This window comes from Persicobacter sp. CCB-QB2 (assembly GCF_001274635.1).
GTDB lineage: Bacteria > Bacteroidota > Bacteroidia > Cytophagales > Cyclobacteriaceae > Persicobacter > Persicobacter diffluens.
Window position 1 is genome coordinate 956298 of the sequence record NZ_LBGV01000001.1, and the last position, 15811, is coordinate 972108.

Sequence of the window (15811 nt, forward strand, 5' to 3'; positions counted from 1 at the left end):
GAACAGGTTTTACGTATGGAAAGGCGAGGGGAGAGTGAACTTTTTTGTCTTTGGAGGGGATCCTTCCGGTTTTCGGATAATAAAAAACCCTTGCCGTAAAAGACAAGGGTTTGTGTATTTTTCGAATTTCGGCAATTATGCTTCTTTCTTAGTTCGTCTTGTAGTTGCTCTGCGTGTAGTACGTTTTGGCTTTTCTTCCTCTACTACCGGAATGTCAGTTACGGACGCCAAAATACGACCACAGTGCTCACATACGATAATTTTCTTACGATCACGGATATCCGCTTGACGCTGTGGAGGTACCACTGCGAAACAACCACCACAAGCATCACGCTCAACAGATACTACTGCCAAGCCGTTGCGAGCATTGGTACGGATACGGTCATAAGACTTTGCCAAGCGATCCTCTACTTCTGCGAAAGCCGCATCACGCTCTTTACCCAGGCGCTCTTGCTCCTCCTTGGATTCTGCTAAAATTTCTTCCAGCTCTTTCTTTTTTGAATCCAAATCCTTCTGACGCTCCACCTTTTGTCCGTCCGTCTCACCGATACGCTCTTTCATCGCATCAATTTGCTGGTTAGCTTCACGGGTTCTTTTTTCGGAAATCTGGATTTCCAGCTCCTGTAGTTCGATTTCTTTGGTAATAGCGTCGTACTCACGGTTGTTGCGAACATTCATCTGCTGATCTTTGTACTTCAAGATCAATGCTTCCGAATCCTTAATCGCCTGACGATATCCACTGATTTGAGCTTCCGCTTCTTCAATGTCCGCCTGCAATTTATTTGCTCGAGTTTCGTATCCAACTATTTCGTCCTCAAGATCAGCTACTTCCTCAGGCAATGCACCCAAGATTTTCTTGATTTCGTCAATTTTAGAATCAATATTCTGAAGGTGGATAAGCCCCTCTAATTTTTGTGCTACCGTTTTTTCCATGAAATTTTATATATAGCTAACAGGATTTGTGTTTACCTGAGATACATGAACTGCAATATTAAGAAAATTTTTACTTAAAATCTCAACAAAGATTTCTTTTGTGTGCACCTCACTTTCATAATGTCCAATATCAGCGATTGTAATTCGGTTTTCCGCATCAAAAAATTCATGATATTTAAAATCAGCGGTAATGTATAAGTCTGCGCCTGCACCGATGGCCGATCTTAATAAAAAGCTTCCGGAACCACCACAAACGGCTACCTTCTTTACAGGACGATCTAAAAGGGCTGTATGTTTTATTACACCCAGGCGGAAGTCAGTTTTCATTTTTTTAAGAAAATCTATCATCGGCATTGGTTTTGGCAGTGTGCCCACCATGCCTGAGCCTGTTTCCTGATTGGTATTTTCCAGTGCATGAAGATAATAGGCCACTTCCTCATAAGGGTGCGCATTTTTTAGAGCAGCGATGACTGCTCCTTTTCTATGCGCATCAAAAATGACCTCTACCCGCACTTCTTTCACCTTTTCGATTTCCCCTCCGGCTTCGCCAATGGTGGGGTTCGCATTTTCGGAAGGCTGGAAATAACCATCCCCCAGTATCCGGAAACTACAATTTTTGTATTCTCCAATCTGGCCAGCGCCTGCCTGATGCATCGCCTCGGTCACCTCTTCTTCCTGTTCTTCCGGAATAAAGGTGGTTAGCTTTAAGAGATTGCGAGATTTTGGTGATAGAATTTTTAGGTTTTCCAATCCAAGCTTTTCGGCAAAAACTTTATTTACGCCTGCTTTTACATTATCCAGATTGGTATGGGCTGCATAAATGGCGATGTCATTTTTGATGGCCTTTATCACCGTTCTTTGGATGTAATTACTTCCTGTTAGGCGCTTCAGCCCTCCGAAAATGATCGGGTGATGGGCTACAATTAAGTTGCAATTTTTTTCAATGGCTTCCGCCACCACATCTTCCGTACTGTCCAGGCATATTAATACGCCGGTTACCTCTTGTTTTTGGTCACCCACTAATAAACCCGCATTGTCATATGACTCCTGCAGGGCAGGTGGGGCAAATTGTTCAATGGCGCGAATGATGTCTGAGATCTTTGGCATTTTTCTAGGGGATAGCATAACAAGCAATAAATATAAATGCGCCCTTTTGGGCCTGTCTGGCAAGTTATCAATACAGAGGAGGAAAAGAAAATAAATCAAAAAAATATGCCGGAATAAAAAAGGAAATGCGATCAGGCATTTCCTTGAAAAATAAATATTGTTCGATGGGCAAATCAATGCCGCATTATTGCTTCCAGCTTTTTAAAATCTGACAGGCTTTTATGTTGCCCATCTTTTCTGCTTTTTTTAAAGACTTTTCAGCTGATTTCTTTTTTCCTAAATACCAGTAACTTAGTCCTTCAAGCAGTTGCGCTTCATCATTATCCCCTTCAGAAAGTGCCTGCTGGCTTAATTGTAGACAATCTTCATATTGTTGCTGAACAAAAGCCTGCTGGGCTTTGGAAATGGTTGCCTGTTGATCTTTCAAAGCATAAACATTCCACTGAAGCGCCATAAAAAATGCGAAAAACAAAATTACTTTTTTCATTTGGATAAGAATCGTTACGGATAGGAACAGGCAAATACTAGTCCATAAATTTGATAAAGCGGTGAAATTAGCGCTTTTAGGCAGGCAAAAAAAGATCCTCATGAAAAAATTATAAGCGATCTTTTAAATATGCCCGCTGCTTTATTTATCAACAATGCTGGATGCGCAGGCAAAAATCAGTAATTTTGATTTTTAATTGAGATATAAATGAGCATTAGAAATATAGTGGGCTGGCCATTCTCTGTTTTATATGGCAGCATTACCCGACTCCGGAATCACCTTTTTGATATCGGCTATACGAAATCCTTCAATTTTGAGGTGATGACCATCAATGTGGGGAATTTATCAGTAGGAGGAACCGGCAAAAGCCCGATGATTGAATATTTGGCCCGACTGCTGAAAAAGGATTTTCGGACTGCCACGCTAAGTAGGGGATATGGAAGAAAAACCCGTGGATTTCAATTGGCTGGCCTAAAAGATAATGCCCTTACCCTGGGCGATGAGCCTTTTCAATTCTATCGGAAATTCGGCACGGAGATAATGGTGGCAGTGGGAGAAGAGCGGGCATTGGCCATTCCCGAGATGCTTCAACATCAGGAGGACCTTGAGCTGATCCTGCTGGATGATGCTTTTCAGCATCGCTATGTGCAGGCAGATTTGAATATCATGCTCACCGAATATGATCGACCCTTCTTTCATGATTTTATTTTACCAGCCGGCAGATTAAGGGAGGCCAGAAAAGGCGCCGACCGCGCTGATATCATTGTGGTTACTAAATGCCCGGATCAGATTCAGGAAGCCAACTATCGGGCGGAAATCCAAAGATATGCTCCTGAGGCATCGGTATTTTTTTCCAAAATTGCCTATGGTCGCCCGCAGGCACTGGAAAATGGGCAAACAGGTGCCAAGGTTTATTTATTCTCCGGAATTGCTCAGCCAGGGCCCTTTGAAGAATTTGTTGGTCAGCAATATGAAGTAATGGCACATGAGCGATTTTCGGATCATCATGCTTACACTGAGGAAGAACTCAGAAAAATAGCGGAGAATTTTAAAGCTTCTGGAGCTGATTTTATCCTGACCACTGAAAAGGATGCCGTTAAATTAGTGGTTTCAGCGTTTGATTCATGGCGGAAAGATTTACCTTTGTTTTATCTTCCGATAGAAGTTGAATTTTTAAAAGATCAAATGGCTTTTGATGCTTTGATAAAAGCGGCCATTGAAAAAAAGTATGCCCAATAAAGTGAAAGTTAAATTTCTTTTAACCGCCTTATTTTTACTTACGCTGGCTCAGTTCACTGAAGCACAGATTTTGAATGACTCCCTGGAAGTCTTGTATGGTACCAATACCATTCGTTATCAGACCCTGGAGGAATTTCGTGAGCGTTCTTATGAATATTATCAGATAGATTCCGTTCTGGCGGGTCTCACCAAGTTTTATCCGGTAGAAAAAGAAGGCTACCAATATCAGGATCTTGGAAATCCGGGATCTGCTATGTTTTCCATTTTTCCGAAGCTCCCTGTGCAATCCGGGGTGACCACCGGTTTTTCGGCTTATGATTATTATTATAAACCTGCTTCGGAAACGCCACTTTTTCAAACTTTATCGCCCTATACCAGTGTGACCGGTATTTTCGGTGGCGGCGGTCGTGGTTTTGTCGACTTCACCTTTACCCGGAATATTTCAGCCAATATTAATCTGGGTTTTGAATACAACCGACTGGTGGTAGAAAGAGCCTTTGAGCGTGTGGGACGTGGAGATAATGGGCAGGATATTAATGATGTCCGCCTGTGGACGAATCACATTTCGGAAGATGGCAAATACCGGGGTATGACCCAATTGGTGATTTTCAGTGCCAAGGGAGCGGAGCCGGGAGGGGTAGTGCTTTCCGGGAATAATACTACCTATTTCGATTATGAACTGGCGAAAGTTCTGAGTAAAAATGCGTCTTCAAAGGATCAGCGATTCAATATTCATTCCTACCATAATTATGCTTTGGATGATAAATTTCAATTATTTTATGAATTGGATTATTTGAATCAGAATAATCGTTTTGATCATACCGATGTCAAAAATGATACGGCCTATTCCAAATCCGTGCAGGTGAATCCGGATGCTACAACTGACCATTCTGCTTTTACCTTTATTGAAAATTCCGCTGGTATTCAGGGGGAGTTAAAGGGCTTTTATTACTCTGCTTATTATAAGAACAGGATCAGTCGGTACAGTTCCTTGTATTTAGGACAAGTAGATCAAAATGTGGAGAATTTCATTGGAGGCTCCTTGAGGATGAAGTTTGACTCCTTGCATTATATTAAGATTAAGGGAGAAGTGAACGAGGCCTTTAACCATAAGCTGGAAGGTGATTATACCAATAAATTCCTGAATGTGAAATATACCAGGATGCAGTATGCTCCTGCTTATATTGAGCAGCGCTATTTCTCGAATCACGCCAACTGGGCCAATAATTTCAACTCTACACAAGCCGATAATATTGAGGCAAAATTAACGCTGAGCCTGTTCAATGATCGGATATATTTTGCCCCCAAAGCCAAATTAACGAACTATGTCAACCTGATTTATTACGATTATGATAATCGGGGGAATGAGGTGGTGCCGATTAATGATGCCAGGCCTTTTGTAGGGGTGGCCAGTCCACAACAAGCTTCCGGCGCGGTACAGGTGACTTCTTTTGGTTGGGACATGAAGATTAACTTCTGGAAGCATTTCTATTTAGAAAATAGTGTGTTATTGTCGGCAAGTAGCGGAGGTGCTGCAGATGTGGTGCGGGTGCCCGCCATTTGGACGAATTCATCCTTATATTTTAACAAGGTACTGATTAAAAAGCTGGAGGTGCTTTTTGGGGTGGATATGAATTATACCACGGCCTATCAGGGAATGATGTATGATCCGACGGTGCAGCAATTCTATTTGCAAGACGGTTATGATATTTTCGGGGCTCCCATTGTGGACGTGAACATTGAAATGAAAATTACCCGCTTCCGATTGTTCGCCAAAATGCGAAACATTACCCAGCAGACGGGGGAAGGCTATTTTATAACACCATTTTATGCCGGCTATAACAGTACCTTTGACTTTGGGGTGGTTTGGCAGTTTTTTGATAATAAATAAAAATAGGTCTCCGGTAATCGGGGACCTTTTTTGTTTTAGTTGGAGGTTAACCCGGTTTATTTAAGCCTAAATCCTCGTTGAGCTGTAAGGCGGAAAAAATGAAGGAATTTTTCCTATTTCGAATTTATTCCCACGAAACAGATGATTGAGGAGAAAGCAAGTTTGCCCAATTTGGCCTCTTATAAATCAAGGCAAACAAATTATAATAAGCTAAAAATAAACCACTTGCGATGGGTTGATAAATTTAGCGGTGAATAATTCGACTTAATTCACGATATTTTGTGGCTTTCCTTCACAAAAGCCTTTGATATTGGCAAAGAGAATATGCATCAGATTTTGTCTGGCCTCTACTGCCGCCCAGGCCATATGCGGCGTGATAATACAGTTTTCCAGTTGATAAAGGGGATGATTTTCCTCAGGGGGTTCCTGACAAAGTACATCCAGCCCGGCCCCGGCAATTTCCCGATTTTTGAGCGCGATATACAGGTCATTTTCATTGATTAAAGGGCCTCTGGCGGTATTGATCAGGTAGGCACTTTTCTTCATTTTTCGAAAAGCTTCCTGATTGAACAGACCCTCATTCTGACTGTTTAGCGGAGCATGTAAACTGATGATATCAGATTGTCGGATTAACACTTCCAGTTCCACTAAGCGCCCAATTTCAGGTTCTTGATTACTGGAACGTACCACCAATACTTCCATTCCAAAGGCATGGGCGATTTTACTGACTCTTTTGGCAATCTCCCCATATCCATACAGGCCGATTGTTTTGCCTTCCAAACCCGTAATCGCCTGATCCCAGTACGCAAAATGGCTGTGCTTTGCCCATCCATTACTTTTTGTAAAATCTCCCAGAGGGCCAACACGATTAGTGAGCGCTAATAATAAGGCAACACTATGTTGTGCTACAGCGGCCGGACCATAAGCCGGTACATTGGAGACCGTAATCCCCTTGCTTTTGGCAAATGCCAGGTCTACCATATTGACGCCCGTTGCGGTAACGGCAATATGTTCCAGCTTTGGACATTGGGCAATAGTAGATTCAAAAAAGGGTACCTTATTCGTAATGACAATATGGGCTTCCTGACATCGGTCTATTATTTTATGTTCGGGGGTATTCGAAAAGTAGGCCACACTCCCCAATGCCTGAAGAGGCTCCCAGGATAATCCATCCTGATCCAAAGGGTTGCCATCTAGTATTACAATTTTTCTCATTTTGATGATGGTTTGAATCTCTAAGATGGGAATTTATTAAAGCAGATAGCAAATAATTTGGCTTAAAAATAGGGGGCAGGTTGATCCCAAGTTAAAATTTGCCGGTAATGATCCCCGCATTTTTTAGCTTTTTGAATGGTAACCGTTTCGCTCTTTTGAATTGGAATAAATAATCGCTTTTTGGTAAGAAAATATCAACGTTAATCTGGTGGTTTATCAAACTTTCTGTTTTGGTACAGGTTCTATCGGTAAAATTCAGGAGGATAGTTTTTTCATGCTCCTCTTTTTGAATGATAGCGATTTAAATTATTATATTTTTCATTTTTGATTTCCTGTAATAAAATGCCAGATACTGCCACCATTAACCTATATCGATTAAGTGCCTTATTAAAAAGACTGACTTCTGCTGATTTTTTTCAGCATATCAGTTATATGCAGGCGGCAATGGAAGAGGAATATCGATATTTTATGCTTTGGAATTTAAAAACCAATTTTGTCAGTTTGGGAGCGCTGCCTCAGGAATTTCCCTCCTCTTCGGCGATGTCCACGGCCGATGGTTTATTGGATCAATTCTGTGAATCCGATAGAAAATGGTTTACCTCTGAACTCACACAATGGAATGGATATGATTATCAATTCTTTCAAAGGACCCTACGGTTGGAGCCTTCTCAGGATCGCGTGCATCCTCGGTATTTTGTTACCCGGATTCACTTTATTCCGGAAGGGGAGGAATCCTGGCTGGTATTGGATTTGAAAAATCGGGAAGGGGAGTGGCAGGTGAAAAAGCAAAGGGCGAATTTTTTCACACATTGGGAAGAAGGGGTGGCCCATTTTCAGGATTTGTACCGGGAAATGAATTTAGGTTCATTTTTATTTTTTGAAAATCGGGAGGAGATCAAATATGGTTCGGGATTATTAGATTTGATTGGCTTGCAGGAAGAAATTGTGGGGAAATCAATGCTGTTCAGCTTTATTCACCCCGGGGATTTGGAGTTATTGCAGTACCAGCTGAATGCCATGAAAACGGAAGTTTTTTCCTTAATTTTAAGGTTAAGACATGCCTTGTTAGGCTATTGCTGGGTCAATATGTGGATTAGAAAAGAAGAATTGGCGGGGGAGTGGCTTTTCTTTGGTTTTATTCAAAAGGCCGATATTCTGGAAGATATTAATGATGGAAGGAGACCTGAGGCGGGCTTGGAATGGAGTTTGAAAATTGCGCGCCAGGAGTTGGTTCAAATGAAAGAAAAGTATACCACCAAGGAATTTGAACTGGATCAACTGATTTATAGAATTGCGCATAACCTCAGAGCTCCGGTCGCCTCACAGAAGGGGTTGATTAACCTATTAAAAAGAGAGACGCAACTGACCCAAATTTCTGAATATATTTTGATGTTGGAAGAGAACTCCGAACTATTAGATCACTTTATATATCAGGTGATGCAGTATTTGAATACCACTAAAGATAGTCGGCGTTTCTTACAACAAGTGAATTTGTATCAATTGGTATCAGATAGTCTGGACAAAATGAAAGCTTCTTTTGGGGAGGAGGTTGTTCATTTTTGTACTCACCAGGGAAATTTCCCCCTACCCACATTTTTCACCAATGAAGCTAAACTGGGGGTGGTAATAGAGCATTTAATGATGAATGCTTTTAAATTCAGCCAATTCAAGGGAAGGCTAAAACCCATTGTCGTTTATACCAGAATGAATCAGAAAGGTCTGTGGGTAACGGTGGAAGATCAGGGCGTTGGAATTCATAAATCAGAATTGCCTCATATTTTTAATATGTTTCACCGTGGCATACAGGGGAAGGTTTCCAATGGATTGGGTTTATTTATTGTGAAGAACGCCATTGAAGATTTGGGAGGAAAAATTTCCGTGGAGAGTAAATTGAATGAGGGATCAAAATTTCGATTTTTCATCCCTCATTATGCTTTATAGTTATTTCTTTTGTGCCACTACTATTATAGAATCTTTTTCCTCTATTTCATCATAGCGGTAAATTTCCAGGATCTCGAATTGTTCTTCCAAAAGTGTTTTCAGATCCTCTATTTCGTAATACTTAAATTTTAGCTCCATGATCTCTTCTTCATGCGCTCCCCACCAAAAAGTGTGTAATAGTTTCCCACCCGGTTTTAGGGCTTTCCATTGCTGTTGAAGAGCTTCCGCTAGTTGGTCATGTTCTAAATGATGCAACACCTTATTGGAGAATATAGCGTCATAGGATTTATCTGTTTCCAATGCAGTAGCATCCATTTGATGAACAGGTATTGCTGGGAATTTTTCTTTTAAAAGATTCACAAAAAATGGGGAATAGTCAGAGCCTTCCACTTCATAATTGGTGGTGATCCATTCCAAATCACGACCCGGCCCACTACCTAATTCTAAGATAGTATCTGTGGTTTTGATCCATTTGGAAAATAACGCTTGCATCAAAGAAGGATCATATCCTTCGGTCATTTGGATGTATTGTTGCGCGGTTTTTTCGTTTTTATAAAATTCAGACATATTAATTGCTTGTTTTAGACAAAAATAGGCAAGTACCGAAGGATTTTCATTTGATGTGCTTACAAATTATTGGTGAATTTACGAAAAACGTATTTTGGGGTAGAGGCTGTCTGTTTGATTAGCCGTTATTTTTTGATCGCCTCTCGGGCGATTAGCCCGAAAGGGGCAGGGATGAAGCGGGCTTGTTTGAACCACAGCGGCCCAAAAGGCCGATGGGGTGAGCCGCGCGAGCCCGGTGCTGCCGTCTAAGCGGCAGCAGTCCCCCAAAAAAAGAAATCACAACTATTTTAACGGGGAAGGAAAAGGGGTTTGTGGGGATATTATTCTGGGGTGAGCAGAGGCATGTTTTTCCCAATTAGGGAGGAGAAAGCCTCCATAATTGGGTGATGGCGTATAGGTGTGGTATTGTGGGGCCTGTTGGTATGTCCTTCGGATTAAACCAGATGATTCTCCGCCAAATTCACTAAACCAATTGCAAGAAATTTAAAACTAGTCTGTTGCTGGTGGTGTTTCTCTTGGATTATTAATCGGCCAAATTTGGGCAAGCTTGATTTCTCCTCATTCATCTGTTTTGTTGGAAAAATCTCGAAATAAGTAACTATTCCTTCATTTTCTCCGCCTTATAGCTAAACGAGGGTTTAAGTAGGATTAATCCGGTTATTGCATGTATAATCTGGCTTAGAGGTTATTGATTTGCTCAGGAACAGTGGTTGGTGAGTTCAGGGCAAAGGCTTTCTGAAGGAGTCCAAATACATCAGTAGATTCCAAATGGTCATTGATTTCCAGGCTTTCGTCATTGGAGAATAGGACGGGCCAGTCATTTTTTGATTCAGGAATGCGTCCATGGGAACCTTTGACCAGGGTTTCATTTATGGGGATCACATTCAGCAGCGTCCTAAAACCTAATTTTTTTGCGAGCAATTTTCCTGCAACTTTTATGGGCGTTAAAGGAGAGCTGTCCATAAAGAGCTCTACGGGATCATATCCTGGTTTTCGATGAATATCCACGGTTTTGGCAAATAATGGTGCTTTTTTGTCATCGAACCAATAATAATAATTGAACCAGGCATTGGCATTGGCCACTAGCAATAAATCTCCGGACCGTTCATGGCAAAGGCCGGCTTTCTCCTGCTCTTTTTTGTCCATCACTTTTTCCACCCCATCCAAAAGCATCAATTCATTTTTTAGGTCGGCTAAATATTCCGTTTTCTTAATATATAGGTGTGCCACCTGATGGTCTGCCACGGCAAAGGCTTTGGAGGCTCCGGGATCTAATAATTCCTGTCCTTTTTCCATACGGGTTTCCAGCCAACCATTGAGCCTTAAATGGCGATTAATGGCAATAGACTTATTGACAGGCGTGATGCCATATTCAGAAAGGGCAATAATGCGTAGCCCTCGGTTTTCAAAAAAAGTAAAGAGGTCCTGACACAACTGATCAATCGCCAGAAGTTCGGCTTTCATTTTGGGGTGATCAGGTCCGTATTTTTGAAGGCCGTAGTCGAGGTGTGGAAGATAAACTAAGCTTAAATCGGGTTGATGGTTCAGTTCCACTTTTTTGGCACAGTCTGCAATCCATTGGGAAGATTTGATGGATGTTTTTGGCCCCCAGAAATGAAAAAGGGGAAAAGTGCCCAATTCATCCTGCAATTGGTTCCTGAGATTTTTGGGCATGGTATAAATGTCCGGAAATTTACGTCCATCTGCCAGGTAATTGGGCCTTGGGGTTACGGCAATATCAACATCGCTGTACATATTATACCACCAGAATAAATTCGCCACCTTGATGTTTGGATTTTTTCTTTTGAGTTCTTCCCAGATTTTGGGTGCCTGCACCAGGTGGTTGGATTGTTTCCAGAATTTAATTTCGGCATCCGTACGATCGTACCATCCATTACCTACAATTCCATGCGCTCCGGGTTTTTTGCCTGTAAGGTAATTGTACTGGGCCGTTGTGGTGACGGCAGGGAAGGCCGGGAGTATACTTTTTCCCTGGTGGTTTTTAAAATACCGGGTGAGGAAAGGCAGGCGATTATCCAATAGTCGTTGGCTCAATCCAACGATGTTAATAAGTACGGTTCGTTTCATACTGATTTAGCTTAGAAAAATATTTTTAGCCCAATTGATTTCGTTGGCAATGCCTTCCTGTATGCATACAGGCTCCTTTTCTGGTAAGACATTCCAGGTGTAAGTCTCCACTTCCCAATGTTGGCAGTGATTTTTTTGGGTAAGCAGCTGAATAGTTTTAATGATATAGTGTTGGGTGGAATCTAGTATGCCCAATTGGGCCAGGTGTATAGGGACATGAAAATGAATGCGCCACTGTGTTCCCGGGCTTATGGGCTGTTCTGTGACTGCGCCCTTAAGATCGCGATATTGGGTGATCTGCTGGTCAGGCGTTTTCTGGATGACTTGATGCAGATAAGTGGGCTCGATAAATTTACTGACCGCCGAGATCGTTTCTTCCATATGCTCCTGGAAATTGGCAATTAGTGCCGCACTGATCTGTACTTTTCCGATTTTGATTTTGTGGTGTTGCAGCATGCCCAGACTTTCAATGGGGTCTTCAAACATGAGGGCTAGATGGCAAATATCCCAGCAAAAGGTAATGTGGTTTTTCAGCCTGAGAATGATCTCCCGAGGGGTTAATTGCGGAAACTTTGCAATGGCTGCTGGTATTAGAAAGTGCTCGTAAAAATGTATGAAGTCCTCTGTTGTTTGCAGGAGACCATCCGGCTCCGGCTCCAGGCAAATGTTAATATTTTTCTGGCTGGTAATTTGTAATAAATATAGATGCTGTAATAAATCCACCAGATGTTCTGCTCCTTTTTGTAGTGAGGAATGTTTATCGATATCTTTTTTATGCCAGGGGCTGTAAGATATGGGAGAGGTGGAAATACTGCCGACCTTTAGCTCATCGGGGAGTAATTCCGCTAAAATAATGGCTAATTGCTTGGTGTACTGTAGCCTTTCCGCTGTGGTCCAGTCCGGGGCGTGTACCTGATCTTTTACAGCGGAATTGAAATTACCAAAAGGGAAACCATTTATGGTATAAACGTAACAATCATGCGCAGAAAGCCAGGATTTGAAGTGGTTGATTTGCTGTTCATTAAATGCTTTAACGGCCCGGGCAGAAAGCCGCAATCCGATGCCAAAGGGCTGGTCTGGTGCTACCTTTTCCTTGATCTGGGGGATATTGTCTTTTAATGCCTGTAAGGTTTCCTCCAGACTTTCAGCCGCATGGATATTGGTACAATAACTCAAATGATGATCTCCGTGAATATTCATGATGCATGATTATTGATAAGCATTTTCGTTTCAGGTTTTTCACCTTCCCATGCTTGTAAATACTTAATAGCGGCTAACAGTACTTCTTTTTGTATATCATGAACCTCTTCGGGTTTTCCCGGTCCTTTGATCAAAAGAATCGTGAGTTCTCCACCTAAATGCTCACGAAACTCCTCCAAGCCTTCCCAAAGCTTCCATTCCTCTATATGGGGTAGTAATTCGGGATGGAAAAGCTGAAAACCGTAATTTCTCAGCAGGTTTAAAACAGCTTGCAAAAATTCACCGGATAGTTTACCTATTTTATGCGCATAGATACAATCAATCGCAATGCCGGTAGCGACGGCCTCCCCGTGCCGGATTTGGTAATTGGAAAGATATTCTATTTTATGAGCAGCCCAATGTCCAAAATCCAACGGGCGGGAACTTCCTTTTTCAAACGGATCTCCTCCCAATCCAATATGTGCCACATGAAGATCTGCACAGCGGTGAATGATTTCCTCCATGGCATCCAAATTTCTGTTGTTAACGGCTTCAGCTTTTTGTACCAGGGTCTCATAGAAATTAGCATCTTTGATAAGGGCGACCTTTACAGCTTCAGATATACCAGATCGCCAATCTCGTTCGTCTAAGGTTTCCAGGAAAGTGCTGTCATTGATGACGGCCAGGGGTGGCGCGAAGGTGCCAAGGAAATTTTTTTTACCGAAATCATTAAAGCTGTTTTTTACCCCGACCCCTGAGTCATTTTGGGAAAGTACGGTCGTAGGAAAACGCACTATGGGAATTCCCCGATGGGCGATGGCGGCGGCAAATCCCACCGCATCCAACACCGCTCCCCCCCCAATGGCAAATATTAGGGAGTGCCGATCCAAATGTTGCTGATCTATTTTTGAAAGTAATTGGAATAAGTGTTTTCTTTCATTTTTTATTGGTTCTCCACCCGTTATGGTTTTGGTAATTAATTGAATTTGAGGGCAATGGATATCGAAGTAGGCCTGCATTTTATTTCTCAGATGAGGATGTGCCCGGTCCACATTATGATCCAGGAATACCAACACTTTAGCCGCCGAGGGAGCCAGCTGCATTAATGTATCCTTCAGAATTTGATTTGGAAGTTCAAAAATATATCGGCTAAAAACTACCGGATATTGATAGTCAATTTTAAACTTTTGATTTAAAGTAGGTTGCATATTTTTTCTGGTTTTCCCGATTAATTCAAGGTTTAAATCTTACTTTTCCTTGAGGAGCAGCGATAAGGCTCAGATGGCGATTTAATAACTTGATCTTCTTCTTTTTTGAAAAGGCAGCTAATGGTTTTAGGTAACTCTGAATACTTTCGCAACACCCAGTGTAATAGGTAATAGCGGGAGGAGTAGCAGGGCAAACCAACTATTTCCAAAAGCGGCCACAAGCCCGGCATTCAGAAGAATGAGCGAAAGGACGGCGTATTTTACCGCTTTCTGTACAAATAAAGGACGTTGCGTTTTCCAGGCTTTATAGGTGGGAGGTAATAGCATAGCCAGCCATAGCCCCAGAAATATTAGGGCTGCCCACCAGTTTCCCTCAAATTGTATCAGACTGTACATAAAATAGACCAAGGCCGATAGGTAAAGGATGCTTCCAACGATGATAGAAGCGCGATTCCTGCCCAAATGCTCTTTTTGACCAATTACTGTGACCCCTATAATAAACAGGAAGGGGATCATGGCCAGTTCGGCGTACTGCAGGCTGGCGGGAAAAGCACTCATGCCCAGTAATAAATTTAAGCCCCTGCAGGCTCCCATCAAAAAAGGACTGAAGTAATCGAATTGCTTGCCTACAGCATCATAGAGAAAGGCCGTACAGCAAATGCCTACCGCCAGTATGCTGGAGAATTGATTGACAAAAAAGGAAAGATAGATCCCCAATGAAAAGCAAAAGGCCCCTAATGCAAAAGCCTGATTTTTGGAAACCAGTCCTTTTGGAATTGGGCGGTTGGCTTTATTCAAGGCATCCCTTTCAGCATCGAAATAATCATTAAATACTATCCCCCGCCATATAAAAACATGGAGGACAGGGCCAATATGATTAATATTTTATAATCATTTATGATAAGGCTATCTTTCCCAATAATCGCGCTTGCAATGAAAAAACCCGCAATAATATCCGCTGAAGAGGTTATTAAATTGGCAGGCCGGAGCAATTGCAGCATGCCATTCATGGTTCTGTTTTTCATTACTCAATAATGTTTTTGTTGAGTTCTTCCTGCGGATTTTGCCCCGAAGGACGCCATTCCCTCCATACAATTCTGCCTTGTCGATGGGCTGGCTTTGAAGCCAGTCAGCTTCTTCAAACTGACCACTTTGCCCGTAGGCCAAGAGGGCGTTTTTATAGGTTACCGCCTCGATTTGCGCCATTGGGATGCCTTTTTCCAACATCATATAGGCTGTTTTGGGCACCGCTAATGGATCACTGACCCCCCAGTCAGCGGAACTGTCCACAATGATACGATCGGCACCATAAGTTTCGACCAGTTTTACCATTCTTTCATTGCCCATTTTGGTTCTGGGGTAAATGGTAAAAGCGACCCAAAAGCCCAAATCCAGTACTTTTTCAATGGTTTCTTCATTGTTATGATCAATAATGACCAGGCCGGGATCCAGTCCATGCTCCAGGCAGATCTCCATGCTTCTGAGGGTGCCCCTTTTTTTATCGCGATGTGGGGTATGGATTTGTACCGGCAGTTGATATTTTTTAGCCAGCTCCAGTTGAAGGCGGAAGTATTTTTCTTCCAGAGCGGTTTGGTCATCAAAACCAATTTCTCCCACGCCAACTACTCCTTCTTTTTGAAGGTAGCGGGGGAGGATCTCCATCACCTGTTCCGCCAAGGCCTCATCATTGGCTTCTTTGGCATTTAAGCCAATGGTGCAATAGTGTTTGATTCCAAATTGACTGGCCCTGAAACGCTCCCAGCCCACCAGGGAATTGAAGTAATCGCGGAAAGAACCTACAGAAGTACGGGGCTGGCCTAACCAAAAGGCAGGTTCGATAATGGCTTTCACTCCCAAAAGCGCCATCCGCTCATAATCGTCTGTGGTGCGGGAGGTCATATGAATGTGCGGATCAATAAAGCGCATTCCCTGGAGTTTGTGGTATAGTTCTTTCAT

General features: G+C 42.4%; 13 protein-coding genes. 3 read left to right on the top strand and 10 right to left on the bottom strand.

Annotation, left to right across the window (positions count from 1 at the left end; all coding sequences use genetic code 11):
• Positions 1–135: 135 nt before the first annotated feature.
• The 3 genes from NG22_RS04400 to NG22_RS04410 all read right to left on the bottom strand — a co-directional run bounded on the left by NG22_RS04400 (position 136) and on the right by NG22_RS04410 (position 2527).
• Positions 136–933: a zinc ribbon domain-containing protein gene (locus tag NG22_RS04400; RefSeq protein ID WP_053404596.1), complete on the bottom strand. Its 798-nt coding sequence runs from the start codon at positions 931–933 to the stop codon at positions 136–138.
• Positions 934–939: 6 nt separating this feature from the next.
• On the bottom strand, positions 940–2040 hold the full coding sequence (locus NG22_RS04405) for a Nif3-like dinuclear metal center hexameric protein (protein WP_053404597.1): 1101 nt from the start codon (positions 2038–2040) through the stop codon (positions 940–942).
• A gap of 184 nt (positions 2041–2224) precedes the next feature.
• A complete protein-coding gene (locus NG22_RS04410) occupies positions 2225–2527 on the bottom strand; it encodes a hypothetical protein (RefSeq protein ID WP_053404598.1) in 303 nt (100 codons plus the stop codon).
• Between the two features lie 207 nt (positions 2528–2734).
• Here NG22_RS04410 and lpxK point away from each other — a divergent pair, with 207 nt between their 5' ends.
• The gene (lpxK, locus tag NG22_RS04415) at positions 2735–3766 is read left to right on the top strand and encodes a tetraacyldisaccharide 4'-kinase (RefSeq protein WP_053404599.1); all 1032 of its coding nucleotides are present in this window, start codon (positions 2735–2737) and stop codon (positions 3764–3766) included.
• The gene (locus NG22_RS04420; RefSeq protein WP_053404600.1) at positions 3756–5657 is read left to right on the top strand and encodes a putative porin; all 1902 of its coding nucleotides are present in this window, start codon (positions 3756–3758) and stop codon (positions 5655–5657) included. The genes lpxK and NG22_RS04420 overlap by 11 nt, the downstream gene beginning before the upstream one ends.
• A gap of 264 nt (positions 5658–5921) precedes the next feature.
• Here the strand turns inward: NG22_RS04420 and NG22_RS04425 are convergent, their stop codons facing one another.
• Positions 5922–6872 carry a D-2-hydroxyacid dehydrogenase gene (locus tag NG22_RS04425; RefSeq protein ID WP_053404601.1) on the bottom strand — a complete coding sequence of 317 codons (951 nt, stop codon included), beginning with the start codon at positions 6870–6872 and terminating at the stop codon, positions 5922–5924.
• 342 nt (positions 6873–7214) lie between these two features.
• On the opposite strand from NG22_RS04425, the gene NG22_RS04430 reads away from it, so the two are divergent.
• Positions 7215–8813: a HAMP domain-containing sensor histidine kinase gene (locus NG22_RS04430; RefSeq protein WP_053404602.1), complete on the top strand. Its 1599-nt coding sequence runs from the start codon at positions 7215–7217 to the stop codon at positions 8811–8813.
• Here NG22_RS04430 and NG22_RS04435 read toward each other — a convergent pair whose 3' ends face one another.
• The 6 genes from NG22_RS04435 to NG22_RS04465 form a co-directional block, all read right to left on the bottom strand.
• The gene (locus NG22_RS04435) at positions 8814–9380 is read right to left on the bottom strand and encodes a trans-aconitate 2-methyltransferase (protein WP_053404603.1); all 567 of its coding nucleotides are present in this window, start codon (positions 9378–9380) and stop codon (positions 8814–8816) included.
• A gap of 678 nt (positions 9381–10058) precedes the next feature.
• Positions 10059–11468: an alkaline phosphatase family protein gene (locus tag NG22_RS04445; protein WP_053404605.1), complete on the bottom strand. Its 1410-nt coding sequence runs from the start codon at positions 11466–11468 to the stop codon at positions 10059–10061.
• Between the two features lie 6 nt (positions 11469–11474).
• Positions 11475–12668 (bottom strand): metabolite traffic protein EboE, encoded by a 1194-nt coding sequence (gene eboE / locus NG22_RS04450; protein ID WP_053404606.1) that lies wholly within the window; start codon positions 12666–12668, stop codon positions 11475–11477.
• The gene (locus NG22_RS04455; protein ID WP_053404607.1) at positions 12665–13855 is read right to left on the bottom strand and encodes a 3-dehydroquinate synthase; all 1191 of its coding nucleotides are present in this window, start codon (positions 13853–13855) and stop codon (positions 12665–12667) included. The genes eboE and NG22_RS04455 overlap by 4 nt, the downstream gene beginning before the upstream one ends.
• Before the next feature lie 126 nt (positions 13856–13981).
• Positions 13982–14737, bottom strand: coding sequence for a UbiA family prenyltransferase (locus NG22_RS04460; protein WP_082304989.1), 756 nt, complete (start codon positions 14735–14737; stop codon positions 13982–13984).
• Positions 14738–14761: 24 nt separating this feature from the next.
• Positions 14762–15811 (bottom strand): TatD family hydrolase, encoded by a 1050-nt coding sequence (locus NG22_RS04465; RefSeq protein WP_253275648.1) that lies wholly within the window; start codon positions 15809–15811, stop codon positions 14762–14764.

Excerpts from the sequence above, each read along its gene's own strand:
- eboE (WP_053404606.1), bottom strand. The coding sequence starts at position 12,668 with ATGAATATTCACGGAGATCATCATTTGAGTTATTGTACCAATATCCAT.
- NG22_RS04455 (WP_053404607.1), bottom strand. The coding sequence starts at position 13,855 with ATGCAACCTACTTTAAATCAAAAGTTTAAAATTGACTATCAATATCCG.
- NG22_RS04435 (WP_053404603.1), bottom strand. The coding sequence starts at position 9,380 with ATGTCTGAATTTTATAAAAACGAAAAAACCGCGCAACAATACATCCAA.
- lpxK (WP_053404599.1), top strand. The coding sequence starts at position 2,735 with ATGAGCATTAGAAATATAGTGGGCTGGCCATTCTCTGTTTTATATGGC.
- NG22_RS04405 (WP_053404597.1), bottom strand. The coding sequence starts at position 2,040 with ATGCCAAAGATCTCAGACATCATTCGCGCCATTGAACAATTTGCCCCA.
- NG22_RS04465 (WP_253275648.1), bottom strand. The coding sequence starts at position 15,811 with ATGAAAGAACTATACCACAAACTCCAGGGAATGCGCTTTATTGATCCG.
- NG22_RS04425 (WP_053404601.1), bottom strand. The coding sequence starts at position 6,872 with ATGAGAAAAATTGTAATACTAGATGGCAACCCTTTGGATCAGGATGGA.
- NG22_RS04400 (WP_053404596.1), bottom strand. The coding sequence starts at position 933 with ATGGAAAAAACGGTAGCACAAAAATTAGAGGGGCTTATCCACCTTCAG.
- NG22_RS04430 (WP_053404602.1), top strand. The coding sequence starts at position 7,215 with ATGCCAGATACTGCCACCATTAACCTATATCGATTAAGTGCCTTATTA.
- NG22_RS04445 (WP_053404605.1), bottom strand. The coding sequence starts at position 11,468 with ATGAAACGAACCGTACTTATTAACATCGTTGGATTGAGCCAACGACTA.
- NG22_RS04410 (WP_053404598.1), bottom strand. The coding sequence starts at position 2,527 with ATGAAAAAAGTAATTTTGTTTTTCGCATTTTTTATGGCGCTTCAGTGG.
- NG22_RS04420 (WP_053404600.1), top strand. The coding sequence starts at position 3,756 with ATGCCCAATAAAGTGAAAGTTAAATTTCTTTTAACCGCCTTATTTTTA.